The organism is Gordonia sp. NPDC003376 (assembly GCF_053589235.1).
Genome location: NZ_JBSFRM010000001.1, coordinates 477,443 through 502,671 on the forward strand (window position 1 = coordinate 477,443; position 25,229 = coordinate 502,671).

The window sequence follows — 25,229 nt, forward strand, 5'->3', positions numbered from 1 at the left end:
CGCCGCGATCAAGCGTCCCCGGTCAGAATCCTGCCCAGGAGCGCGTCGGCGAGTTCCACCTGTCGTCGTGGGGTCGCGAGCGCGGGAAAGAGCACCGCCTGCACCGACATCGCGTCGACGAGTGCCAACACCTCGTGCGCGAGCAGATCATCGGTCATCGGGGAGTGCACATCCCCGTTCGCCCGGGCGGCCGCGATGATGTCGACCAGCAACGACCGCCACGCCTGCAGGCTCTCCTCCCGGATCGCGAGAAACTCCGGGTCGTTCATCGCCAAGGACCATGCGCTGACCTCCACGCGCGCCTCCACCAACCGCTCCTCGTCGAGGGGCAATGCTTCCAGCAGTGCCACCCGTAGGGCATCCCGCGCACGCAGCCCCCGGATCCGGGCCTCGATCCGCTCTCCCGCCCGCTCGTAGGCGAGTCGATGCGCGGAGACGACGATGTCGCGTTTGCCGGAAAAGTAGTGCTGGAGTACCCCGCTCGACCATCCGGTCTCCGCCGAGAGGGATCGCATCGTCACCCCGTCGAGTCCGTCGCGGGCGATCACCCGCCAGACCACGGTCAGAAGTTCTGCGCGGCGCTGCTCGTGATCGACCACTTTCGGCATGCCTCAACCCTCTCAGACCGCCTCGAATCGGGCGTAACGAGCACTTAATCGATTCGTATTATTACGCGCGTGCGAAATAGATACGCTCCTCGCATGACACCAACCCCCACTCCTCCCACCCTCACCCGAGACGCGGGCCTTCGCGCTCGAGCGGCCCACGTCTTGCCCGGTCCCGGGGGCTATCCCGGACATCTGTCGGTCGGGGTCAACCAGCTACCCCCGACATATCCCCAGTTCTATGCGCGGGGTGAGGGCGCCCACCTCATCGATGTCGACGGGCGGCGCTTCAGCGATGCCATGTGCGCCTGGGGCCCGATGGTCGTCGGCTACGCCGAGCCGCGCGTCGTGGCCGCGCAGTGCGAGCAGATCCGGCTCGGCAACACCCTCAACGGGCCGGGTCCGGTGGCGGTGGAACTCGCCGAACTGCTGGTCGACACCGTCGCGCATGCCGACTGGGCGATGTTCGGCAAGAACGGCAACGATGCCACCGCGATGAGCCTCCGAATCGCACGCGCGGCGACCGGACGCACCAAGATCCTCAAGGCACGCAAGGCCTATCACGGGGCCAGTGACGTCTTCACACCGTCGATGGTCGGCGTCGCCGAATCAGACCGGGCCAACATCGTCGAGTTCGACTACAACGATCTCGCATCCCTCGCCGCCGCTGCCGATGCCCACGACGGCGACGTCGCCGCGGTGATCGTCGTCCCCCTGCAGCATGACGGATTCGTCGACCAGGAGTTCGCGACACCCGAGTTCGCCCAGGGTGTCCGTGAGCTGTGCGACCGGATCGGGGCCGTTCTCGTCCTCGACGAGGTGCGGACGGGCATGCGACTGAGCCTCGCCGGCGCCTGGGAGCACCTCGGCGTACGGCCCGACCTCACCGCGCTGAGCAAGGCCATCGGCAACGGCGCCGCGATCTCGGCGGTCACCGGGACCGATGCGCTCAAGGATGCCGCCGGCAGTATCTTCATCACCGGCTCGTTCTGGTCGTCGGCAGCCCCGATGGCCGCCGCACTGGCCACGATCACACAGCTTCGCGAGGAGGACGGTATCGCCACCATGGTGGCGGCAGGTGAGCGTCTCCGGTCAGGCCTGGCCGCCGCCGCCGCCGGCGTACCCATCCGGCAGTCCGGTCATGTCCAGATGCCCTTCATGACCTTCGACGACGATGCCGACCTGTCCCAGGCCATGGCGTTCTGCGCCGCAGCGCTCGACGCGGGGACCTTCTTCCACCCCTGGCACAACTGGTTCCTGTCCACCGCACACACGCCGGAGGTCGTCGACCAGATGATCGATGCGGCCGCCGCCGGATTCGACGCCGTTCGAGCAGTCCGGGGTGCACGATGACCGAACTCGGATCGAACCCGCCCGGCACACAACCGGCCGTCGCCCCGGGTGACGTTCCCGGATTCCACCGCACCCTGACCGCTCCGCGCGTCACCATGCTGGTGGTCGCGGCAGCTGCCCCGTTGGGCGTCATGATCGGCAACATCCCGATCGGGATCATTCTCGGCAACGGGGCAGGGCTGCCCGTGATGTTCTTGGTGGCCGGAGTCCTGGTCGCCCTGCTCGCCACCGGATACCTCGCACTGAGCGCGCGCGTCGACGGCCCCGGCGGTTTCTCTGTGCTGGTCGGTGCGGGCCTGGGTCCGGCGCTCGGGCTCGGGACCGCCTTCGCCACCGGGCTGGCATACCTGGCCGGCACCGTTGCGCTCGCGGTGGCGACCGGGTACTACTCCAACCTGATCCTCGGCGGGTTCGGAATCGATCTGCCCTGGTGGGGATGGTCGGCGATCGCACTGGCGCTCGTCCTCACCCTGGGTCGACGCGCGGCGACGGTCTCGGCGCGCGCCCTGCTCGGCCTGATGATCGCCGAGTTCGCCGTCGTCGGAATCCTCGACGTCGCCATCCTGGTCAACCACGGGTTCTCGGCGTTCCCCCTGACGACATTCAGCCCCTCGACGGTGCTGTCGGGGTCCATCGGACCCGCGATCATGATGGGGTTCACGTCCTATATCGGTATCGAGTCGGCCATCCTGTACAAGTCCGAGGCCAAGGACCCACACCGCAGCATTCCCCGTGCGACCTACTGTGCGGTCTCGGTGATCATCGTGATCTATCTGCTCAGCAGCTGGCTCATCATCGGCGCCGTCGGCGCCGACCAGGCCGTCCCGATGGCCACCGAGATGTCGGGCGACTTCGTGTTCGCGATCGCCGCCGACAACGGCGGCGACCCACTCCTCGTCCTGATGCAGGTGTTCTTCTGCACCAGCCTGCTCGCCTGCCTCCTCGCGCTGCACAACGCGACGGTGCGCTACGTCCAGGCACTCGGGCAGCAGCGCTTCCTGCCCCGGGCCCTGGGCCGCATCCACACCAAGCACGGCGCCCCGTCCATCGCGAGCGATGTGGTGGTGGCCTCGACCGCCGTCGTCCTCCTGGGCTGCGCGTTGACCGGCGCGGACCCGTACCTCAGCATCGGTACCAGCCTGACCGGCATCTTCACCATCGGCGTGATCGGCGTTCAGGTGCTCGTCGCGTTGTCGGTGATCCGGTACTTCCGCGGTGATCCGGACCGTAAGCGGTGGGCGACACTCTGGGCGCCGGCGATCGGCGGCATCGGGATCCTGCTCGGGGTGATCGCGATCGCGCTGAATTATCACGTCCTCACCGGAAGCGATTCACCTCTGATCAACTCGCTTCCCGTCGTCATCCCGCTCGCACTCGTCGTCGGTGTCGCCGTCGCCCGGCGGCGGGAACGGAGAGGTGAGGTGGTCGACCTCGATTCACTCAGCGAGTGACCACGGCGTCGCCACGCCCATCCTTCGTCGGATACGACGTGGGCGTGGCGACTGCAGATCATCGACCACATCCGCCAAATAGAACGCACTGCGTTCCATATTGTGACGCACATCGGCGACGAACTTGAAATATTCGAGGCAATTAGACAGCTATGCTGTGTATCAACTGCTGCCAAGTATCGAGGATGACGGATGGACGAGAGGGTCGATCAGCTCCGGGACGACATCGTCCGATTCAACCGACGCATCCGCACCAAGAGCGCCGGACACCATCTGCTCACCCCCACGCAGGTACAGGCCCTGGCACATGTGGATCGGCTCGGCCCGATGAGCGCACGCGCGCTCGCCGACGCCGAGATGGTCGCTCCCCAGACCGTGGCGCGGACGGTCGCCTACCTCGAACAACAAGGCCTGGTCACCCGTCACCCCGATCCTGATGACGCACGCGCCGCCCTGATCTCGATCACCGACGTCGGCCACCAGACCCTCGAGGCCGACCGCAGCACCCGCAACGAATGGCTGGCCGAGGCGATCAGCACGCACTGCACTCCCGTCGAGCGTGACCTGCTGTTCCTGGCGGGCAACCTCCTCCGCAGGATCGCCGAGGACGCCCCGGCCGACGATGTCACCGGCGCCGCCCGATGACCCTCACCCAGAACCCGCCCACCACCGAGGACAAGCGACCGGTCCCCTTCGGCGTCAGCGGTGCCGCCGCCTCCGGAACCGTCCTCCAGCCCCTCAACTCCTCGATGATCGCGGTCGCGATCGTCGGGATCGCCGCCCAGTTCGGCGCCTCGGCCAGCGTCTCCTGGGTGATCTCCGCGATGTACATCACCACCGCGGTGTGCGCGCCGATGGCCGGACGCCTCGGCGCCATGTTCGGCGCCCGCCGGGTCTTCCTCGCCGGCCTGGTCCTGGTGTGTATCGGATCGGTCGTGGGCATGGTCGCCCCCGGGATCGAATGGCTCATCGTCGCCTATGTGCTGCTCGGCATCGGGATCTCGGTGCACATGCCGAACGCGATGACGATGGTCCGCAGCTATGCCGAGAAGTACCGGCGCCAATCACGAACGGCCATCACCACACTCGTCGTGTGCGGACAGTCGGTGGCCGCCCTGGGCCCCACCCTCGGCGGACTGCTCGTCGGCACGTTCGGGTGGCAGTCCATCCTCTGGGTCAACATCCCGGTCGCCGCGCTGAGCGGATTCTTCATCCTCCGCGCCGACGTCGGATTCGCCGGCGACCGGCCACCGTCGGTGCCGGCCGCCCTGCACGCCATCGACATGACCGGCATCGCACTGTTCGTTCCCGCCCTGACCACCCTGATGGTGTTCCTGGTGTCCCTGCGCGCATCGATCGCCTGGTGGGCGCTCCCGGTCTCGGTCATCACCGCCGTCGCCTTCGTCCTGTGGGAACGGCACACCCCCGAGCCGTTCCTCGATGTCCGCGCACTGTTCGGCAACCGGGCACTGAGCGCCACCCTCGGGCGGACGCTGCTCACCTACACCTGCTTCTACTGCGTGTTCTTCGGAATCCCGCAATGGCTGCAGTACGTCCGCGAGATGACCCCGATCCAGACCGGACTCACGATGCTGCCGGTCGCCGGGGTGAGCGTGATCGCGACGATGGTCGGCTCACGCACCTATCGTCGCCACGGCCCCCGCACCACACTGTTCATCGGAACCGCGGCACTGCTCGCCGGCGGCATCCTGATCGCCTCGGTCGAGAAGTCCACCGCCCCGATCCTCGTGCTCCTGCTCGTGGCAGCAGTTCTTGGAATACCCAACGGCTTCAACAACATCGGCAATCAGAACCTGATCAACGCCGTCACCTCCGTCGACGACGTGGGCACCGCCATCGGCATGTACCGCACCATGGCCTTCATCGGCGCCAACCTCGCCGTCGTCGTCATGCAGCTGACCGCCGGGGCCACCATCACCGACCACGGCCTCCACACCACCGGGTGGTTCATCGTCGTCGTGGCCGCCGTCCTGCTCGTCGGCATCGTGATGTCGAAGAACATGGGCCCGCGACCGGGGAAGCCGGTTCGAGCCGGTCACACCGCCGTCGATCATGAGGCGTGACCGGAGTCCGCGGATCACTCCTCCGCAGGGATGCCGCCCGCCCCCGACCTCGCGCAGACCAGCCCCTCTGCCCTGTCGTTCTCGAGGACGATCGCATAGAGCACTGTCAGCGCCATCACCTCGGATACACGGCCCGGATTCGCACCCGCGATCCCACGTTCGACCACCCGCTCGGCGAATGCGAGTGATCGGTCGATGTCACCGTCGGTGAATGTCTCGAGGGCCAGGGCCTGCAGGGTCACCATGGAGTCATCGGGCATCCCCAGTCGAGCGATGGGTTCTCGGTGCTCGCGCAGGAGTGCTCGGGCATCGTCGACCTCGCGCAGCAGGAAACCGACGATGCCTGCCGCGGCGAGTCCGACCGCCCGTTCCCGGCACGGCGCGGTGACCTGGCCGAGGGTGGCGCAGATCCACTCGTATCCTTCGCGAAGGGAGCTGGATTGCTGTCACAAGGTGCCGGCACCGTCGCCACCTCCAAAGCGTATCGAGCCTCGTCGACGCCCCGGAGTGAGAAGGCAAGCGCTTCGCGCAGATTGGCGTGTTCGGCCCGGGTGGTGAAGTACCAGTCGACGTCACGATCGCTTCCGTACTCGGTGGCGACCCGCTGTGCGAACCGGAAGTAGTAGTCCCGGTGACGCCGGTGCACGAGACCGGCGTCCGACGACCCGGCCAGGCGATCGGCCTCGTACTGACATACCGGCTCGAGTACTCGATAGCGGCTGCGCTGACCCGCTGTACCACTGCGGGAGATGTCCGATTCTGTCGACCAATCCGACGAGGGGGCACCGATGACATGCCCGGTGATCGGTAAGGAGTCCCGGTGGCGACCGAGAAGAAGAAGGTAGAAGGCCAACTACCCGACATCACCGACCCCGTCGAATGGGCCGCCCACTACTGGGAGCAGCAGGACCTCGTCGGAGATCCCCGACGCTTCCAGGCGATGACCTCGTTGCTGCGTTTCGAGCGCATCGTGGCCGACCGGGTCGAGGCGGAACTGAAGCAGGACGGCCTGAACCTGACCGACTACCTGATGCTGATGACCCTGCTGCTGTCGGAATCGGGTACCCGCCTCATCTCCGGCCTGGCGCGCAATCTGCTCGTCCACGCCACCACCGCGACACTGGCCACCGATCGACTCGAGGACCGCGGTCTGCTCTACCGCAGCCCGCACCCGACCGACCGCCGCGCCACCTGTGTGACGATCACCGATGAGGGCCGCACCCTCGCCACCGAGGCGCTCAGCGAGAAGGGTTTCGGAATGGAGAGCAGTACTCCGCAGATGGTGGAGATCCTGCTCGCCTCCCTCACCGCCATGCGCGACACGGTCGGCGGCACACAGACCGAGTCCAGCTGAGCTGGGCCCCCGGCCTCAGCCCCCGGCCTCGACGTCTGCATCCCCGAGATCGGTACACCCGTCCGCGGAGTGGAGTTCGTCGGCGAGGAACACCGTCTGGGCCATCATCCGGTAACCCGACATCTGTTCGCGGAACACCTCGATCGATTCCTCCGGGTGCACCGAGTCGATCACCGCATGCGGGCCGATCGCATTGAACTGGTGGCTCACCCCGCGGGGCACCTGCATGTCGACGAACGAACACGGCGGTACGACGAGGTTGTAGCGGGTCCGCACGACGCCGTCGGGGGTGTCGGGGAGCTCGTCGGTGAAGGTGCGCAACGTGAACGGGGTGACACCGGGAACCTCGGTGATCGCGAACGGGGAGAGACTGCCGACCCGGATCCTGGTGTCCGGGCCGGTCATCATGCGAACGAAACGCAGCCCGGTGTGCAGGTGCATCCGGGAACACAGATCGCGGTGGGTGACGTCGTAGAAGTCCATCAGATAGCGATCGGCGAAGAACCCGTCGAAGGGCTTCTCGATCATGTAGACGTCGCCCTCTTCGAAGACCTGCGAACGCGTGATGCCGTCGGCGTCGGGAGTCGTTGCCGCCGTGCTCGTCTTGGCCCGGGTGACGATCCCGGCCAGGGTCGAGACCACCGCCAACGCCACCTCGGGGGCGAACTGCGCAACCGGTGTCACGACGTTGTGCCCGGGATCGGCGAAGGTCGCGAGGTCGTGCACCTCGTTGACATCGTCTGCATGCGCTTTGATCGGCGACGTACCTGTCACTGTCCCACCTCGAATGATTGCAACCAGAGTTCCAGAGTCAGTACCAGCCACAGCTTTCCGCCGTGGCGCGGAAGCAAGGAGCCGTCCTTGCGCAACCAGGCCCGGATGGTGTCGCGACGGAACAGTCCGCGGTCCGCGTCGCCACTGAGCAGCACGTCGTGGGTGAGATCGCGAAGCGGGCCGTCGAGCCACTGCTGCACCGGGACCCGCATGCCACTCTTGGGTCGGTCGACGATGGTCGACGGCAGCAGATCGCGCACCGCCTGCTTGAGAATCCACTTCTCGGTGGTGCCACGCAATTTCAGCTCCGGCGGGATGGCGAACGCATGATCGATGACGGCGCTGTCGAACAGCGGGGAACGTCCCTCCACACCGCTGGCCGCGGTCAGCCGTTCCACCTTCGTCAGGATATGGTGCGCACCTTTGGTTCTCAGATTGGTGTGCAGCAATTTGTTGAGCAGACTGCGCATCTGGCCAGGACCCAGGTACGGGAGCAGGACCTCGGTGGACGGTGCGGTGGTGGCGAGCTCGTCCAGGACGTCGCCGGTGAGCAGGGTCGGCAGGTCGTCGAGGCACTTCCGATAGCTCGACAGGTAGGCGGCGGCTCGGGCCTGCACCGACGGGTCGTCGCGGGTGAGCTCGAAGATGAGCATCGGCAGGTTCTTGGGCCCGCCGAACACCGGGTCGCCGCCCTCGCCGTTCAGGATCACCGAGTGTCCGTCGCGGGCCGCTTCTTGTGCCAGCAGCAGATTGGGGACGGTGAGCGGATCTCCGACCGGACAGTCGAGCAGGGCGACGGTCTCGGCCATCCGCTCGGCGATCACGGCCCCGGGCACGGTGAGCACCCGGCGTTCCACGTTGCAGTGTGCGGCCACGAGCCCGGAGTAGGCGAGTTCATTGGGGGTGTCGGAGTCGAAGCCGATGGAGTAGGCGGTGACCGGCTCGTCGTGGAACTTCGCCGCCAACGCGGTCACCAGGCTGCTGTCCACCCCACCCGACAACAGCACACCCACCGGCTCAGCGGCCGGGAGGCGTCGAATGGTTGCTTCCTCCAACAACTCCCGCAACCGGACCCCATCGGGGTCGGCCCCCCGCGGATCGTCGGCCTCGGCCGGATCCCACAGCACGCTCTCGTCGGTACCGCCGTCTGCACGCAGGCGGAGGCACCGCCCGGGGCCGACCTCGCGAATGCCGCGGAAGAAGGTCTCGGCCCCGGGAAGGTAGGCGAAGGTCAGGAACGACCGCACCGCCCGCACGTCGAGCCCGGTGTCGAGCGCGGGCCAGGATGCCAAGGACCGCAACGAACTCGCCGCCGCCCACGACCCACCGGCGCGTGCATAGAACAGCGTGCGCGCGCCGACGTGGTCGCGCAACAGGACCAGGTCATCGCCGTCCGAGACGACCATCGCGAACATGCCGTCGGCCTCGGCGACACCGGGCAGACCGTGCTGCGCGTAGGCATGGACCAACAACTCCATGTCCGTGCATGATTCGGGTGCAGGTGGGAACAGCCGACGTCGGAGGGCGGCGCCGTTGAAGACCGTGGCCTCACCGACAGCGGTGAACCCACCGACGGTCACTGGGCCGTCGGCGACACCGGGGCCGTCGACGAGCACCCAGTCGTGACCGGCCCGATCGGCGCTGCCGGGGCGGACGATGAACCGGGCCACCTACCACCTCACCGGGCCGAACGATGACCCGACGATGAAGCGGAGACGAAAGATCCATGGGATCAACCGAAATCACCGCCATCATCGTCACCCGTGTCATCCCAGGACGAATAGGAGTCGCTCCCGCCGCCGCTGCCGGGGTCGACCGGCTCCGTCTGGAGTTGCGCCTCCTGCTCGGGCGTCAGGTGTTGCGGGGGATGGATGAGGCCGACCAGCAAAGCGCCACCGGCCACCGCGGCGAGGGCAGCACCGAGCCTGCCACCGAACCGGGAACGGTTGAGGGTGAGGATGCCGTCACTCCACAGCGTGCGCCCGAATCCGTTCTCGCGTCCGTAGATCACCGCTCCATTGTGGTAGGTGCGCTTGACGATCCGGGTGCCGAGCGGTTCGTCGACACCGCTGTTCCCTCGATCGTCGCGCCACCACACCCGACCCTGGTCGTCGCGGCGACGCCACTCCTGACGGCCATCGGAATACCGTCGGTACACCGAGTGGTCGGCGAGCAGTTCGTCACTGTAGGTGAGCTGCTGTGGAGACTGTCCGGTCATCGCGACTCCCTCACCGGTGCGGCCATGTCAGAAATCCTGCCGAGCGTGCTCCGCGAACGTCGACGAGGGGTTCGTGGTGCCGGTGCACCTCGCGGACCAGTCGATGAACGCTCCGGAGCAGCATCGCCGGGGCGACGGCGGCCACCTCGACGTCCGAGAACACGCCGAATCCGGTTCGGGTCAGATGCAGTGGGGCCGTCTGAGCACGGCGCAGGCCGATCGGGACCACCTGCACCGCGTCCGGGAGTGACGTGAGTTCGCGAATCCGTCCCGGCAACTCCCTACCCGCAGGCGAGTCGTCGTGCAGGACATAGATTCGGGCGGGACCGTCGTCGGCGTTGCCGAGCATCCGGATGATCCCGTCGGACAGCGGCAACTCGTCGACGCCGACCACCAGGCACGCCGATTCCATCGGTAACTCGTTGGCGCGCAGCATCTCTGCGATCTCCTGACTCTGGCAGCACAGCACCCGCGGGAGTCCGTAGGCATACAGGTCGGGTTCGGTGGTGTGACAACTGATCCCACCGGTCGGTTCAGCCCGGGGATGGAGGAGACCGGGCAGCTCACCGGACCGCTCCAGCCAGGCGCTGAACCGTCGGTACGGCACGACGGCGGGGATGGTGAAGGCGGGACGACGGGGCAACCCGCGCACCGGCAGAAGTGTCCGACAGACCTCGTAGTACAGCTGGCGCTGTGTGAACTGCAGGTCGGTGGGAGCCCCGACCCGCTGCACGGCGCGCGTGAGGACGGCGTCGACGACACGATCGATCAGCCCTCGGAGACGTACACGCCGAGGCCGGGGCGGCGTCCTCGTGGTCATCTGACGGGTCCTCCTGGGCCGGTCTCCGGGCAGCCCGTGAACGCGCTGCGGGCCGTGCGTGGGTGAGTCCACATCTATCACACCGCCCGCGGGCCGCCGTCGACGTTCCCGCCTCCCGGCGGGGCACATGCGCTCACGCCGCGGGCCAGGTGAGGAAGCCCACGCCGTGCGCGGTCTGCTCACCCGCACGCGACGGCGCAAGTGCCCGTTCGACGGCCGACAGGAGCTTGCGCGGAGGGACGGCCGCGATCGGCGACCACCAGCCGTAGGCGAGCCAATCGCGTTCCCGCTCGGACAGTCCCGACGGCAGTGCGGCCACCTCGGCCGCCGACAACGCGGGCTCGTGCAGGATCAGCGCCTTCTCCGAATCCATCACCATCCGCGGAGCGAGTCCGACGTCGCGGACACGAGGCCCGAACCGACTGCGGGCGTGCTCCGCCAACGCCGTCCCCGCGGGGCTCGCGTCATGCAGCAACAGAATCGGCAGGTCCGACGGTGCATCCTCGGGACGGTGGACCAAGGCCATCGCATACCGGTCGGCGAACCCGTTGGCGGCCAGGCAGACCAGCACGCTCCGGCTCGGACAGACCACCGCGACCTTCGGATTCGGACATGCGGGAAGGGCTGCGATGTCGTCGTTGACCGCCCCGGGGACCGACTCCCGGTAGACCGCCTTCCAGTACCTCTCGACCTCGGCGACGACGTCGGCGGGCGCCACATCGACTCCGACGCGGGCCTTCCGGAGCGCCGCGGGCCTGCGCACCACATTGACCACCACCGACGCGATGATCGCCACCACACCACAGGCGATGATCACCGGCAGCATCCCGGCGATGTCGCCGCCCCTGGAGGTCAGGAAGGCCGCGGACGCCACGGTCAGAACATCGACGACGACGAAGACCGCGATCGTCCAGCCCAGCGCGCTGCGCGACCACCCGGCGCCCAGGCGCGGCAGCCGCCCGCGTGCGGCGGCGTAGACGAGTTGGGTATAGGTGAAGGTCAGGTCGTCGTCGGTGCGGAGCTTCGCCGAGAGCTTGCGGAGCCGCACGTCGTGGAGGTTGTGCATGGTCTGCTTGGGTTCGAGGGCAAACCGTGCACGACACCTGGCACACACACGGTTTTCCCGATCGCGACGACGCAGGTCCTGCGAACAGCGCGGACAGATCACAGGGCACCCTCCCGGTGACGCGACAGACAGCCTGACCCGACTGGTCTATCACGAACTGGGCGACCTGGTCGGGTGGGTTCACACGGTCCGTCGTTCGACCGGGGTCTCTCAACCCGGCGGCGATGGTTCCGTTTGGACAGTTCGGTGCCCGTCTTGTGGCAGTGCGCCGTCTGCACCGGCGCCTGGTTGCCTCTCGGGAACTTCCACCTCGACGAGTCCGCGCACCGGCGGCAGGTACTTCGTGGACGAGAATGCCAGTCCCAGAACGGTCAGCGCGGCGAGTGCCACCACCGACCACAGCACGACGAACAGTCCGACGTGGACGGCCAGCCCGGCGATGATCAACGGCAGGAAGAAGCCGACGTAGGCCAGCGAGTAGAAGGCGCCGGTCAGCACCGCGAGTTCGGATGGTCCGGCGATCCGCTGCACCTCGAGAAGCCCTGAGACCTGCCCGATCCCGATACCGGCGCCGATCGCGACGTTCGAGACCACGGCCAGGACGATCGACTGGAGGTCGATGCTGACCGTGGCCAGGGCGATCCCGGCGGTCAGTGCGAGCACCGCGACGATCAGTCCGCGAGCCGAGTTCTCCGAGTGGATCCAGCGCGCGAACGGCTGCACGAGTGAGGATGTCGCGAGCGCGATCACCGAGGCACCGGTGGCGAACACCAGACCGTAGGCGCCCGTCGCATCCTCGAGCCTGGTCGGGAGATATCCGTATCCGATCGCCGCGCCACCGAAAAGCCATGGGCTGGCGATCATCACGACGAGAAGGAAACGCTTGTGGGTCATGCCGGGCGCACGGAACCTGCGTCGTGACACCGATTCTGCGGTGTCGGCCGATGCGCGATGGGTCTCGGGTGCGGTGAGGACGGCGGCCAGCGCCGGGACGCTCAGCGCGATGTGCACCAGGAAGGGCAGCGTCTCCGGCAGCGGTCCCCACTGTGCGAGGAGACCGGCAACCAGTGCGCCGCACGCCGATCCGGTGCCGAAGACCACCGCCGACCGCCGCGCACCCGTACCGGGGCGCGCACCCGCCTCGTAGGGGCGCATGGACAGTTCGGTCATCCAGCTGGTCCCGACGGCCATAGCCACACCGACTCCGATCCCGGAGAACAATCGGCCCGCGGCCAAGAATCCGAGTCCGAACGGCCCCAAGGCCAGGAGCACGCTTCCGGTGATCGTCGCCAGCACACCGCCGAGCATCAGCCGCTTGCGGCCACGCCGGTCCGACATCGCCCCGGCGATCAGCAACGCCGGGATCAGTCCGAGCACGTAGATCCCGAGGAGACCGTTGACCACGATCGACGAATAGTGCACGCGCTCTTCGTACATGAGCAACAGTGGACTGAATTGGTTTCCGCCCCAGGTGCAGGCGAAGATCCCGGCCCACACCGCCATCCAGGGGCGCAGGCGTGAGGTGACTCCGGTTGCGGCGGCCGACACCGCCATCACAGTGCCCCGCGATGCGAGGCGACGTGATCATGCAGGACCGCCGCATACCGCTCGCCGTCACCGGCGGCCAGGGCGTCGGCCAGCTGCCGGTGTTGGGCCAGGCCCTCCACCAGTTGTTCGGGTCGCACCCGGACCAACTGGTGGCGTAGGCGCTGCTGCCGGTCGTGCAGTCGCCCCATGAAGTCGACGGCGATGCGGTTCCCGGACGCCTCGACGACCGCCGAGTGGAACTCGTCGTCGGCGTCGAGATAGGCGACGACATCGGCGGTCTCGGTAGCGACGACCTGCAGGTCGAGAAGCCGGCGAAGCCTCGGCATGAGCGTGTCGATGTCGCCGAGCCGGATCGCCCGCTGCGCTGCCGCCGATTCGATGGCCTCGCGCATCTCGAGGACGTCCTCGGCCTCGCTGGGGGCGATCGGCCGGACGATCGCGCCCTTGCGCGAGAGCAGGTCGAGAAGCCCCTCCGCGGCCAGCCGCAGGAACGCCTCGTGGACCGGCGTCCGGCTGATCCCCAGATCGGCGACCACGAGCCCTTCGCTGATCATCGTCCCGGACGCGAAGTCGCCGCGGATGATCGCCGCCTTCACGTGGTGGAAGGCGCGATCAGACGCCGAAACCGCAGGTTGGTCGTCGGGAGTGCGCATGGACATGGGACGACGATAGCACTTGCATGCATCGATGCATGCAAGTGCTGTCGAGGAGCATCCGTCGCCGACCTCGACGAGGACGATTCGCCGATCCCGGGTCTCGGTATCGTGCACCATCGGATCCGTGGATGAACACGATCACGTGGTCGACGAGCTCGAGCCGGGGGGAACGCACTTTGTCGACTACCCGGACCTTCTCTCCTGGGCCGTCTACCCGGCGAGCGGTACTACGATCCCGAGGGCCCTGGAGGGGGAATGGGCGGCATTGTATGAGCGAGCCACACCAGGCCGGCGCGACGTTCGTGCTTTCACCACTGGGACATTCACCTACCTGTGGGATGTGACGAGTCCCGAGGACAGTGCCTTCGACGCTCGGATGGTCGGCGTCTATGGAACGTCCGCGAAGCCCCGGCATCGACGCAGTTCGTCACGCATGGCCGGATTCCCCTTGCGTCGGCCACCTGGTGGCTTCGACGTCCACCGTGGACACATTGCCGCGCACAGCGTGGGAGGACCCGACGAGGGATTCAACCTGGTCGTCCAGTCCGCGCGGGTGAACCTCAGCGCACGCTGGCGGAGGATGGAAAAGTATGCGGCCACGAGGCCTGGAACGTTTCTGTTCGTGCGCTGCATATATCGGGATACGAGCAGTACGCCCGCTGCGTTCGAGTACGGACTGATACTCGACGACGACTCGATCATCGTCGAGCGCTTTCTCAACCGATGACGACTCTCTCCAACTCACCGAGAACCCGTGCACGCAATAGCCATTCGAGGAGGTCGGCCACTCTGGTTCCACGTTGGCGGGGTCCATGCCGGCGGCTGGCTGAAGCCCGCACTGCCGGGGGAAGCGGTCGGCAAGACCCCGCTCTACTGCGTGGCCTGGGCGTCCCGGCTGGGTGCTGTCGGTCTGGCAACCGACCCGGGCCGTCGACCGACCGTCGAGTGCACGCGGCAGCTTCGCCGACTTGGTGAGCGGCCTTCCCGGTGTCGGCAAACCTGCGCCCCGATCAGCCGCCTGTCAGCCGCCACGTGGATACAGCCATGAGGTGACTCAGAGACCAGCAGGACTCATCGTCATCGTCGCCGTGCATGCGGTCAATACACCAGCGCCTGAATCCCCAGCCCGAGTGCGATGGCGAACACCGATCCCAGCAGCATCGGCAGCAGGAACGACCCGTTGATCAGGATCGACCCCTGTTTGGTCGAGCCGGTCTTGTCGGTGAGGATGCACGCCTGCCCCAGACCGCTCATCGAGGCCAGCAGGTTGTTGCCGCTGGCGGCGCCGAGCATGCCGGTCATCGGGCCGATGGCCAGGCCCCCGGCCAACGCGGCCGGGACCAGCATCGTCAGCGACGCGACCTGGCTCTGGATCAGCGAGGCGAGCAGGAACAGGATCAGGGCGAACAACGCCACCGACACCCCGATCGCGCTGCCGACGAACGACGCCACCTGGTCCATGTGCGCGTTGAGGATCGTGCCCGCGAGTACCGGCACCGACGCCAGCAGCAGCGCGGCGATGAGACCGGTACCGATGATCGGCTGACCGATCACATCCTGGGTCTTGACCCGACACACGATCATGATCAGCCCGGCGACGGCGAACATCGTGATCGGGATCATGAAGGCCATCGACACCGTGTGGTCGAGCACCGAACCATCGGCCTGCACAACCTGATTGGTGGGCCGCAACGGTTCGAAGAACCCGAGGACGCACCCGCAGATCACGCCGCCGAGGAAGATGAACGCGCTCCACGGCGCACGATCACGCAGCGGCGGCAGATCCTCGGCGTCGTCGACGTCGGTGTTCGGCGACTCGATCTCGCCGGCCGCCAGCCGCCGCTGGTACTCCGGGTCGTCGGCGAGATCCTTGCCGTACCGCGACATCACCATCGACGTCAGCACGGTGGAGATCAGTGATGCGGGAATGGTCACGGCGAGCGTCTTGAGAAGCGTATTTCCCTCTGGCTCGGTGAGAGTGAGGAAGACGTAGGTGACCGCGGCCACCGGACTGGCCATCAGGGCGAGCTGGCAGACCGCGACCGCGGTACCGAGGATGCGTTCGGGACGGATCTTCGCCGCATACGACACCTCGTACATGATCGGGACGAGCGCGAAGGTGATGTTCCCCGTCCCCGACATGACGGTGAACAGCCAGACGAACAGCGGTCCGACGACGGGGATGCTGCGCGGGTGGCGGCGCATCGCCTTGCCCGCCAGGCGAACCAGCCATTCCATGCCACCGGCGGCGGTCAGCGCCGCGGTCGCGCAGATCACCGACAGGATGATGAACACCGCCGACAGCGGTGGCGACGCCGGCTCCATCCGCATGATCTCGACCATGATGAAGACCGACACCGCCGAGCACCCGATCAGGGCCATCGGCCCGTACCGGACGCTGATGGCCAGCGGTGCGATGAACAGCAGGATCTGGACGATCACCTCGAAGGTCTGCACAGGGCTCGTATTCCGCTCTCGGGTGATCCGTCGCCGACGGCGGGAGCACGTCGGCGCCAACGGTACGGAACCTTAGCCGAGGCCCACCCCGCTGCGCCGCGGACGGCCCGAGTTGTCCCAATTCCACCAGTGATGCGGCACGGCAACGACTTTCGCCACCGACACCGGTGACCCACACCACCCTTCCGGGTGTGGTGTCCTCGCGGAGTCCGCCGACGCCGCCAGGACTCGGGCCACCGGGCGCGCGTACTGCCATAAGCACTGGACAACGCGGATCGCGAATCCGATCACCGGGCAATATCTTTCACCACCGGATACGTTCCCGCCCGGGGCGCCTCTCCGACGCCGTCATCGTCGGCGCCGCCGGCGTGGGGCACACCACCGGCCGACGTCCGCGCCGGCAGGGGCACACAAGCAGATTCGTTCTGTCACGTGACGCCGGGCCGTGCTGTGAATCCCCGCGCGGCTGTCACCCGTCGTCGTCACGACGCCCGGCTCCCAGCTCCCTCGCGTCCCGATCGATCCGACCGCCCAGCGGCCACCGCCGGCACACGGTCGTCCCTGCTGCGGCTCACGCCAGTGACTTCTCGCATACGGGGACATTGACGTGATCCAGATCGCGTAATAGCCTGACCATGTTCGTAGTTAAGACATCGAACAACTTATATACGAACATACTCGACCACCGACGCCTCCGAAGCGCACGGGCATGCAGCTACACGGCATGCACCACCAGCTCCGGCCACCCGACCGACAGCTGCCCGGCCACCACCCGAAGAAGCCGAAAGGACTCCCCATGGTTGTCACCGAAAGCAGGCCCCTTGACCTCAGGAATCGAGAATCGACGGTCGACGTCGAGGCGATCGTGATCGGAGCCGGATTCGCCGGACTCCGTGAGCTCTACGACCTGCGACAGCGCGGGATCTCGGCCCGCTGCTTCGACGAGGCACCGGAGATCGGCGGCGTGTGGTACTGGAACCGCTACCCGGGCGCCCGCACCGACAGCCAGTCCTGGATCTACGCCTACTCGTTCTCCGAGGACCTGCAGAACGAGTGGACATGGAGTGAGCGGTATACACCGCAGAAGGAGATCTACTCCTACCTCAACCACGTCGCCGACCGCTTCGATCTGCGCGACCAGGTCTCGCTCAACACGCGCGTCGAATCGGCGACGTACGACGAGGACCGGGCGGTGTGGACCGTGGCCACCAGCACCGGCGAGAGCGTGACCTCCCGCTTCCTCATCAGTGCCACCGGGCCGCTGTCGGCTGCATACAAGCCGAACTTCCCCGGGATCGACGACTTCGGCGGCGAGTGGTACATGACCGCACGCTGGCCGGAGGTGGATCCGGACCTGACCGGCAAGCGGGTCGCGGTGATCGGAACCGGCGCCAGTGCGGTCCAGCTCATCCCGACCATCGCACACACCGCCGAGCAGGTCACCGTCTTCCAGCGCACCCCCAATTATGTTGTGCCCGCGCGGAACGCCACCCTTCACGACCGGGAGCGGGAGAGCATCCGCAGTCGCTATCCGAACATCTGGGATCAGGCCCGTGACCAGGTCTTCGGTTTCGACCTCGGCCTCGCCGGCCGGACCTTCGACGACGTCACATCGGAGGAGATGCAGCTGATCCTCGAACGCGGCTGGGAGATCGGTGGATTCCACTTCGTGTTCGAGACCTTCGACGACGTGTTCACCGACGAACGCACCAACGATGTGATCTCGGAGTTCATCCGGAACAAGATCCGTACCATCGTGAAGGACGAGGCGACGGCAGAACTGCTGTGCCCCAGAGACTATCCGTTCTGCGGTAAGCGGCCTCCGCTCGGACACTTCTACTACGAGACGTTCAACCGCGACAACGTGTCGCTGGTCGATGTGAGCGTCGATCCGATCTCCCGGATCACCGACAAGGGGATCCGGGTCGGCGACACCGAGTACGAAGCCGACGTGATCATCTTCGCCACCGGCTTCGATGCCGCGACCGGCTCGATCACCCGGATCGACATCCGCGGCCGCGACGGCCTGTCCATCGCCGACAAGTGGGCCGACGGACCGTCGACCTATCTCGGCGTGGCAGTCCCCGACTTCCCGAACTTCTTCATGATCTTCGGACCGCACGCACCGTTCGCGAACGCCCCGTCGTCATCGAGGACTCCGCGGAGTGGATCGCCGAACGGATCGCGTACATGCGCGAGCACGACCTCGCCGTCAGCGAACCGTCCGCCGAGTGCTCGGACGTCTGGCGCGACAACCTGACCGACATCCTCAACGCCACGGTCGTCGCGAAGGGCCGGAACAACTACTTCCTCGGCGACAACATCCCGGGCAAGGCCCACGCGCCGTTCTTCTACCTCGGCGGGGTCAAGGGCTACCGGGACGTGCTCGGCGACGAATCGGCCAAGGGCTACCCCGGGTTCGACAGGTCCTGACCCGACAGCCCGACACCGACATCCCTCCCACACTCCCCGAGTTGAGGTCCTCCATGAACCCGGCACCGTCTCGAACACCACTCGACCCCCAGTTGAAGACGATCATCGACGCCTTCCAGTCCCACCTCGGCGAGCCGATGCGCGAGATCGGTGCGACGGACCTCCGGATTCGTCGCGCCGCACTGCAGAAGGTCTCCCCGCCACCGGCCGACGTCGAGTCGGTCGAGGACCTCGAGGTCACCGGCCGGGCCGGGTCGATCCCCGTCCGCCGGTACCGGCCGACCCCGACCGCAACCGGTGCCATCGTGTTCTTTCACGGCGGTGGCTGGGTTCTGGGGAGTATCGCGGAGTCCGACGGCCTGTGCCGGTATCTGTCGGCGCTGACCGGCTTCGACGTCTTCAGCGTCGACTACCGGTTGGCGCCCGAGCATCGTTTCCCGGCCGCCTACGACGACGCCCGGGACGCGGTCGCACACATCGCCGCGATGCTGCCGGACTCGTGCCCGCTGGTGGTCATGGGCGACAGTTCGGGGGGCAACCTGGCCGCCGCCGTGACCCTCGACCACGTCCGGTCCGGGGGCGCTCCCCGCATCGACATGCAGGTACTCGTCTACCCCGTCCTCGACCACACGATGGCCACCCCGTCGTATCGCGAACACGGCGCGAAGTACCTGATCAGCGCCGACGACATGGCGTGGTTCTGGGACTGCTACGTGCCCGAACCCGATGAGCGGGACGACCATCGGGTAGCACCGGCGACGACGGCGGATCTGACCGGACTGCCGCCGACGCTGGTCGTCGTGGCCGAGTACGACACCATGCGCGACGAGGCCCTCGACTATGCGCGACGTCTCGACGAAGCGGGTGTCCCGACCTCCGTTCGCCGATACGACTCGATGGCGCATGGCTTCTTTCCCATGTATGCCGCACTGCCGACCGCCGACGACGCGATCCGGTCCACGGCCGAGGCCATCACCCGGACCGCAACCCGATGACCCACTCCGCCGCCCCCGAACCCACGTGGGCGCCGCGAACATCCTCGAAGGGAACTCCAGTGACCGACAACACCACCCCATCTGACGTCGACGTCGACCTCGCCGTCGTCGGTGCCGGTTTCTCCGGCCTCTACCTGGCCTACCGCGCCGAACGGATGGGGCTGAGCGTCCGAGTCTTCGAGGCGGGCCCCAGCGTCGGCGGGACCTGGTTCTGGAACACCTATCCCGGCGCCCGATGCGACGTGGAGAGCATCGACTACTCGTACTCGTTCTCCGAAGAGCTCCAGCAGGAATGGAACTGGTCGGAACGGTATGCGGCGCAGCCGGAGATCCTGGCCTACCTCAACCACGTCGCCGACCGCTTCGACCTCCGCAGGCACATCAGCCTCGACACCCGGGTGAATGCCGCCGAGTTCGTCGACGACGCCTGGACCGTGACCACCTCCACCGGCGAAACCGTCCGGTCCAGGTTCGCCATCATGGCCTCCGGTGGGCTCTCGGTTCCCAAGAAGCCCGACTTCGACGGCCTCGACAGCTTCCGTGGCCAGTGGCTCCACACCGCGCGCTGGCCGTCCGGGGGCATCGACGTGACCGGCAAGCGGGTCGCCGTCATCGGCACCGGATCCACCGGCATCCAGGCGATTCCCCAGCTCGCGAAGCAGGCCGACCAGGTCTATGTTCTCCAGCGGACACCCAACTACTCGGTGCCCGCCGGCAACCGGCCGCTCGGCGGCGAAGAGCTCGACGAGGTCAAGGCGACCTACGCGGATCGTCGGGCCCGCGCACGCCGCGCACCGTCCGGAGTCCCCCCGATGAGCGTGCCGGAACCGGGCGCACCGCTCTCCGAGGACGAGCGGATCGCGGTGCTCGAGGCCGGCTGGCAGCTCGGTGGCGCGCCTGGCCTGCTTCGGGCCTTCACCGACGTGATGACCGACGAGGGTGTGAATCTCACCGTCGGGAACTTCGTCCGCGCCAAGATCTCCGAGATCGTCGACGACCCCGAGACCGCGAGTTCGCTGTCACCGACGGAGTACCCCTTCGGCGCGAAGCGGCTGTGCGTCGACACCGACTACTTCACGACCTACAACCGGGACAACGTCGATCTCGTCGACCTGCGCAAGAAGCCCCTGGAACGGATCACTCCGAACGGAATCATCTGCGGCGGAGAGGAATATGCCGTCGACATCATCGTGTTCGCCATCGGGTTCGACGCCATCAGCGGAGCGGTCACCGATATCGACCTGACCGGCCGCTACGGACGCCGACTCCGGGACTATTGGGCCGACGGCCCCAAAGCGACACTGGGCGTGCAGGTTTCCGGGTTCCCCAACCTCTTCCTGGTCAACGGCCCGGGCAGCCCGGCGGTCCTCGGGAACGTCGTCAGCTTTGCCGAGCAACACATCGAATGGATCACCGACTGCATCGACCACCTGCAGAAGAACTCGATCGCGACGATCGAGACCACCGACGCGTTCGACGATGCCTGGGCCGCCCACGTCGACGAGGTCGGCGCCGGCACGCTCTATGTGAAGGCCAAGTCCTGGTACACCGGTGAGAACGTCCCCGGCAAGCCGCGGCGGTTCCTGCCCTATGCGGGCGGGCTCGACGTGTTCCGCGACAAGTGCGACGAGGTCGCGCGCAACGGGTACTCCGACTTCATCCTCACTCCGGCCGAAGCCCGTTCGGTCGTCTGACCGCCATGGCAGCACCCGGATCACCCCATCACCACAACGGACCGATCGAGGTCCGTCAGAACCGACAGAGGAGCACGACATGGGTCGCGTAGCAGGAAAGGTCGCCTTCATCACCGGCGCCGCCCGCGGGCAGGGGCGTAGTCACGCCGTCCGGCTGGCAGAGGAGGGCGCGGACATCATCGGCATCGACATCTGCGCGCCCGTGGAGAGCGTCACCTACGAGCTGGGCACCAGGGAAGACCTGGCGGAGACCGAGCGGCAGGTCACCGCGCTCGGACGCCGTATGGTGTCGGCGGTCGCCGATGTCCGGGACGCCACCGCCCTCCAGGAGGCCCTGGATCGGGGCGTCGCCGAACTGGGTGGTCTCGACATCGTCGTCCCCAACGCGGGTATCGCCAGCTACGCACCCGGCCACCTCATCACCGAGGACGCCTTCCGCGAGATGATCGACATCGATCTCACCGGCGTATGGCAGACGATCAAAGCCGCCGTGCCGCAACTGATCGAACAGGGCCGCGGCGGGTCGATCACGATCATCAGCTCCGCCGCCGGCCTGATCGCACCACAGAATCTCGCCCACTACGCGGCGGCCAAGCACGGAACCGTCGGCCTGATGCGGGCATTCGCCAATGAACTGGCGCAGCACCGCATCCGGGTCAACAGCATCCATCCGACCCAGGTCGACACCCCGATGATCATGCACGACGAGATCTACCGCATGTTCCGGCCGGATCTCGATGCGCCCACGAAGGAAGACATCGTCGAGGTCTCCACCAACATGAACGCACTGCCGGTGCCGTGGGTGGACCCCATCGACGTGTCCAACGCCGTCCTGTTCCTCGCCTCCGACGAGGCGCGCTACATCACCGGCGCGACCCTGCCCGTGGACGCCGGGATCGTCGTCAAGGCCTGACCCGGGCCCGCCCGGTCGAAGACCTCCCGTCCCGAAAGGCCCTCTCATCCCGGGAAGGCCCACTCATCCCGAAAGGCTCAGTGGAATGAACAAGCAGTACAAGGTCGTCGGCCTGTGGTCGGCTCCGCAGGACGCCGACATCGACGATTTCGAAGAGCACTACGCGACGACGCATGTGCCGCTCGCGGCGGCCGTACCCGGCCTGCAGAAGATCACCCTCACCCGCGCCGAGGCAGGCCTCGGGGGAAGTGCCCCGGCCTGCTACCGCCTCGCCGAGATGTACTTCGACTCCCCCGAGTCGATGGCCGCCGGTTTCGGGTCCCCGGAGGGACACGCCATGCACGAGGACGCGCAGGGCATGATCGGCCGGTTCGGTGTGAGCATGCAAGCCCTCGCCGGCTGGGAACACTGACGCTGCCGGCGCGACGACCACAGAAGGAGAACACCCATGACGCAGAAGCTCGCCGGCAAGGTGGCACTCGTGACCGGCGCGGCCCGCGGCCAGGGACGCAGCCACGCGATCCGACTCGCCGAAGAGGGCGCCGACATCATCGCCCTGGATCTGTGTGCACAGATCGACACGGTCCACTACCCGCTGGCCACGGATGACGATCTTCGCGAAACCGTAGCCGCCGTGGAGGGAGCCGGACGCAAGATCGTCTACAGCACGACCGATGTCCGGGACGCCGAGGCCATGAATCAGGCAGTGTCCGAAGGAATCTCACAGCTCGGAAGACTCGACGTGATTGTGGCGAACGCCGGGATCGCTCCCCAGTCGGTGCGGCCGAGCGATCAGTATCAGACGTTCCTCGACACCGTCGCCGTCAACCTTGCGGGCGTGTACAACACGGTTCACGCGGGGGTGGACCAGATCATCTCCCAGGGTGAGGGCGGTTCGATCATCCTCACGAGTTCGACGCAAGGTCTCACCGGCCGCGGTGGCAACGGCAGCGGCGCCCAGGACGGCTACACCGCGTCCAAGCACGGTGTCATCGGTTTGATGAAGACATGGGCTTTCTGGCTCGCCCCCAAGAACATCCGCGTCAATGCGGTGGCCCCGACGGGCGTCAACACCCCGATGGCGGACAACGACGTGATCCGCGAATGGCTGGAACAGGATCCGGATGCCGCCGGTGTGATGGCCAACCAGATGCCTATCCCGGTCATCGAGGCGTCGGATGTGAGCAGTGCGGTCGCCTGGCTCGCCACCGACGATTCGCGGTATGTGACCGGCGTGGCGCTGCCGGTCGACGCCGGATTCCTCATCAAATAGCGACCCCGCGCACCCCATCGAAAGGAATGACCGATGACCGTCCAGACAGAGCCCATCACGCAGTTGTTCATCGGCGGTGAATGGCGGGATGCCGGGGCCGGAACCGCGGGTCAGCGAGTCAATCCGGCAACCGACGAGATCGTGGCGCCGATCCCCCGGGCGAGTGCCGCAGACCTCGACGGCGCGCTCGCCGCAGCAGACTCGGCCTTCGCGGTCTGGGGCCGCACCCCGGCCGTCGACCGGGTCGCGGTCCTGCATCGGGCAGCAGCACTGCTGCGGGAGCGCTCCGCGGCCATCGCTGCGGTGATCACGCTCGAACAGGGCAAGCCGCTCGCCGAATCGACGCTGGAGGTGGTGCTGGCCGCGGAGACGTTCGAGTGGTTCGCGGGGGAGTCGTTGCGGGCGGGGGGTCGAACCCTGCCGCCGCGGGTCGCAGGCTCCCGGCAGACGGTGATCACGCAACCGTTGGGACCTGTTCTGGCACTGGCCCCGTGGAACTTCCCGCTGTTGCTTCCGGTCCGAAAGGTCGCCGCGGCGCTGGCCGCCGGATGCACCGTCGTGGCCAAACCCGCCGAAGAGACCCCCGGAGCGGTGCTGGCACTGGCACAGGTCCTCGCCGAGGCCGGTCTCGAGCCGGGTGCGTTCAATGTCGTCCTCGGTGTTCCCGCCGAGATCTCCGAGCGCCTCATCGCCTCGCCGATCATCCGGAAGGTGAGCTTCACGGGCTCGACGGCGGTGGGTCGACAGCTCTCCCAGTTGCTCGCCGCCGCGGCCAAACCCAGCACCATGGAGCTCGGTGGCCACGCACCGGTGGTGATCTTCGACGACGTCGACATCGACAAGGCGGTGGCGACCTGCGTCGCCGGCAAGACGCGCAATGCCGGACAGGTCTGCACGTCACCGACCCGATTCGTCGTGCAGGACAGCATCTTCGAGGAGTTCGTCACCGCATTCGGCACGGCCCTCGAGTCGGTCGAGGTGGGGGACGGCTTCGCCGGCGGTACGCAGATGGGGCCGCTGGCCAACGGCCGCCGGCTGCGCGCGATGGTCGACATGGTCGACGATGCGACCGGTCGAGGAGCACGTCTGGTGACCGGTGGCCGACGGGTCGGCGACACCGGCAACTTCTTCCGGCCCACCCTGCTGGCCGACGTCCCGATCGAGGCACAGGCGATGCAGGTCGAGCCGTTCGGACCGCTGGCACTGGTGAACCGATTCCACACCGTGGACGAGGCCCTGGGCGAATGCCACCGCCTCGACGTCGGGCTCGCTGCGTACGTCTTCACCACCTCTGCGGAGACCGCGCTGACGATGAGCGACGAACTCCAGGCCGGTGGCATCGGCATCAACTCGTTCTCCGTCTCCGCCATCGAGGCGCCGTTCGGTGGGCTCAAGGACAGCGGCCACGGCTACGAGGGCGGCGTCGAGGGACTGGACGGCTATCAGCATCACAAGTACGTCAACCACGTCGTCTGACCCCTACCGACACCAGAACCACCGGCACCCAGAACACCGACAGCCCTTACTGATTGGAA

24 protein-coding genes are annotated in these 25,229 nt (G+C 67.1%); 14 read left to right on the forward strand and 10 right to left on the reverse strand.

Annotation, left to right across the window (positions count from 1 at the left end; genetic code table 11):
- Positions 1-8: 8 nt before the first annotated feature.
- Entirely contained in the window at positions 9-608 is a 600-nt protein-coding gene (locus ACWDUA_RS02110) for a TetR/AcrR family transcriptional regulator (RefSeq protein ID WP_449749343.1), read from the reverse strand.
- A 93-nt stretch (positions 609-701) separates the two neighbouring features.
- On the opposite strand from ACWDUA_RS02110, the gene ACWDUA_RS02115 reads away from it, so the two are divergent.
- The 4 genes from ACWDUA_RS02115 to ACWDUA_RS02130 all read left to right on the forward strand — a co-directional run bounded on the left by ACWDUA_RS02115 (position 702) and on the right by ACWDUA_RS02130 (position 5,493).
- Positions 702-1,958: an aminotransferase class III-fold pyridoxal phosphate-dependent enzyme gene (locus ACWDUA_RS02115; protein WP_449749344.1), complete on the forward strand. Its 1,257-nt coding sequence runs from the start codon at positions 702-704 to the stop codon at positions 1,956-1,958.
- The gene (locus ACWDUA_RS02120; protein ID WP_449749345.1) at positions 1,955-3,409 is read left to right on the forward strand and encodes an APC family permease; all 1,455 of its coding nucleotides are present in this window, start codon (positions 1,955-1,957) and stop codon (positions 3,407-3,409) included. The genes ACWDUA_RS02115 and ACWDUA_RS02120 overlap by 4 nt, the downstream gene beginning before the upstream one ends.
- Positions 3,410-3,601: 192 nt before the next feature.
- A complete protein-coding gene (locus ACWDUA_RS02125; RefSeq protein WP_449749346.1) occupies positions 3,602-4,054 on the forward strand; it encodes a MarR family winged helix-turn-helix transcriptional regulator in 453 nt (150 codons plus the stop codon).
- A complete protein-coding gene (locus tag ACWDUA_RS02130) occupies positions 4,051-5,493 on the forward strand; it encodes an MFS transporter (RefSeq protein WP_449749347.1) in 1,443 nt (480 codons plus the stop codon). Before ACWDUA_RS02125 ends, ACWDUA_RS02130 begins: the two co-directional genes overlap by 4 nt.
- A 14-nt stretch (positions 5,494-5,507) precedes the next feature.
- On the opposite strand, the gene ACWDUA_RS02135 is transcribed toward ACWDUA_RS02130, so the two are convergent.
- On the reverse strand, positions 5,508-5,753 hold the full coding sequence (locus tag ACWDUA_RS02135) for a hypothetical protein (RefSeq protein ID WP_449749348.1): 246 nt from the start codon (positions 5,751-5,753) through the stop codon (positions 5,508-5,510).
- A 560-nt stretch (positions 5,754-6,313) separates the two neighbouring features.
- Here ACWDUA_RS02135 and ACWDUA_RS02140 point away from each other — a divergent pair.
- Complete coding sequence (locus tag ACWDUA_RS02140; protein WP_449749349.1) at positions 6,314-6,847, forward strand: MarR family winged helix-turn-helix transcriptional regulator; 534 nt, start codon at positions 6,314-6,316, stop codon at positions 6,845-6,847.
- Between the two features lie 15 nt (positions 6,848-6,862).
- On the opposite strand, the gene ACWDUA_RS02145 is transcribed toward ACWDUA_RS02140, so the two are convergent.
- From ACWDUA_RS02145 to ACWDUA_RS02175, 7 genes are all read right to left on the reverse strand, one after another.
- Positions 6,863-7,621: a hypothetical protein gene (locus ACWDUA_RS02145; RefSeq protein ID WP_449749350.1), complete on the reverse strand. Its 759-nt coding sequence runs from the start codon at positions 7,619-7,621 to the stop codon at positions 6,863-6,865.
- Positions 7,618-9,291 carry an asparagine synthetase B family protein gene (locus ACWDUA_RS02150; RefSeq protein ID WP_449749351.1) on the reverse strand — a complete coding sequence of 558 codons (1,674 nt, stop codon included), beginning with the start codon at positions 9,289-9,291 and terminating at the stop codon, positions 7,618-7,620. The genes ACWDUA_RS02145 and ACWDUA_RS02150 overlap by 4 nt, the downstream gene beginning before the upstream one ends.
- Before the next feature lie 62 nt (positions 9,292-9,353).
- Entirely contained in the window at positions 9,354-9,839 is a 486-nt protein-coding gene (locus ACWDUA_RS02155; RefSeq protein ID WP_449749352.1) for a hypothetical protein, read from the reverse strand.
- 10 nt (positions 9,840-9,849) lie between these two features.
- The gene (locus tag ACWDUA_RS02160; RefSeq protein ID WP_449749353.1) at positions 9,850-10,659 is read right to left on the reverse strand and encodes a hypothetical protein; all 810 of its coding nucleotides are present in this window, start codon (positions 10,657-10,659) and stop codon (positions 9,850-9,852) included.
- Positions 10,660-10,792: 133 nt separating this feature from the next.
- Positions 10,793-11,725, reverse strand: a complete 933-nt coding sequence (locus ACWDUA_RS02165) for a hypothetical protein (protein WP_449749354.1) — start codon at positions 11,723-11,725, stop codon at positions 10,793-10,795.
- 210 nt (positions 11,726-11,935) lie between these two features.
- Positions 11,936-13,273 carry an MFS transporter gene (locus ACWDUA_RS02170; protein ID WP_449749355.1) on the reverse strand — a complete coding sequence of 446 codons (1,338 nt, stop codon included), beginning with the start codon at positions 13,271-13,273 and terminating at the stop codon, positions 11,936-11,938.
- Positions 13,274-13,278: 5 nt separating this feature from the next.
- Entirely contained in the window at positions 13,279-13,932 is a 654-nt protein-coding gene (locus ACWDUA_RS02175; protein ID WP_449749356.1) for a GntR family transcriptional regulator, read from the reverse strand.
- A 121-nt stretch (positions 13,933-14,053) separates the two neighbouring features.
- On the opposite strand from ACWDUA_RS02175, the gene ACWDUA_RS02180 reads away from it, so the two are divergent.
- A complete protein-coding gene (locus tag ACWDUA_RS02180) occupies positions 14,054-14,656 on the forward strand; it encodes a DNA/RNA non-specific endonuclease (protein ID WP_449749357.1) in 603 nt (200 codons plus the stop codon).
- 371 nt (positions 14,657-15,027) lie between these two features.
- On the opposite strand, the gene ACWDUA_RS02185 is transcribed toward ACWDUA_RS02180, so the two are convergent.
- Positions 15,028-16,386: an anaerobic C4-dicarboxylate transporter family protein gene (locus ACWDUA_RS02185; RefSeq protein WP_449749358.1), complete on the reverse strand. Its 1,359-nt coding sequence runs from the start codon at positions 16,384-16,386 to the stop codon at positions 15,028-15,030.
- Between the two features lie 796 nt (positions 16,387-17,182).
- Here ACWDUA_RS02185 and ACWDUA_RS02190 point away from each other — a divergent pair.
- From ACWDUA_RS02190 to ACWDUA_RS02225, 8 genes are all read left to right on the forward strand, one after another.
- Positions 17,183-18,646 (forward strand): flavin-containing monooxygenase, encoded by a 1,464-nt coding sequence (locus tag ACWDUA_RS02190; RefSeq protein ID WP_449749359.1) that lies wholly within the window; start codon positions 17,183-17,185, stop codon positions 18,644-18,646.
- Positions 18,577-18,819 carry a hypothetical protein gene (locus ACWDUA_RS02195; protein WP_449749360.1) on the forward strand — a complete coding sequence of 81 codons (243 nt, stop codon included), beginning with the start codon at positions 18,577-18,579 and terminating at the stop codon, positions 18,817-18,819. The genes ACWDUA_RS02190 and ACWDUA_RS02195 overlap by 70 nt, the downstream gene beginning before the upstream one ends.
- A 53-nt stretch (positions 18,820-18,872) precedes the next feature.
- Complete coding sequence (locus ACWDUA_RS02200; protein ID WP_449749361.1) at positions 18,873-19,814, forward strand: alpha/beta hydrolase; 942 nt, start codon at positions 18,873-18,875, stop codon at positions 19,812-19,814.
- 59 nt (positions 19,815-19,873) lie between these two features.
- A complete protein-coding gene (locus tag ACWDUA_RS02205; RefSeq protein ID WP_449749362.1) occupies positions 19,874-21,508 on the forward strand; it encodes a flavin-containing monooxygenase in 1,635 nt (544 codons plus the stop codon).
- Between the two features lie 79 nt (positions 21,509-21,587).
- The gene (locus ACWDUA_RS02210; protein WP_449749363.1) at positions 21,588-22,421 is read left to right on the forward strand and encodes a mycofactocin-coupled SDR family oxidoreductase; all 834 of its coding nucleotides are present in this window, start codon (positions 21,588-21,590) and stop codon (positions 22,419-22,421) included.
- A gap of 85 nt (positions 22,422-22,506) precedes the next feature.
- A complete protein-coding gene (locus ACWDUA_RS02215) occupies positions 22,507-22,833 on the forward strand; it encodes an EthD family reductase (protein ID WP_449749364.1) in 327 nt (108 codons plus the stop codon).
- A gap of 36 nt (positions 22,834-22,869) precedes the next feature.
- Positions 22,870-23,694, forward strand: coding sequence for a mycofactocin-coupled SDR family oxidoreductase (locus ACWDUA_RS02220; RefSeq protein WP_449749365.1), 825 nt, complete (start codon positions 22,870-22,872; stop codon positions 23,692-23,694).
- A gap of 33 nt (positions 23,695-23,727) precedes the next feature.
- Complete coding sequence (locus tag ACWDUA_RS02225; protein WP_449749366.1) at positions 23,728-25,170, forward strand: NAD-dependent succinate-semialdehyde dehydrogenase; 1,443 nt, start codon at positions 23,728-23,730, stop codon at positions 25,168-25,170.
- Positions 25,171-25,229 lie beyond the last annotated feature (59 nt).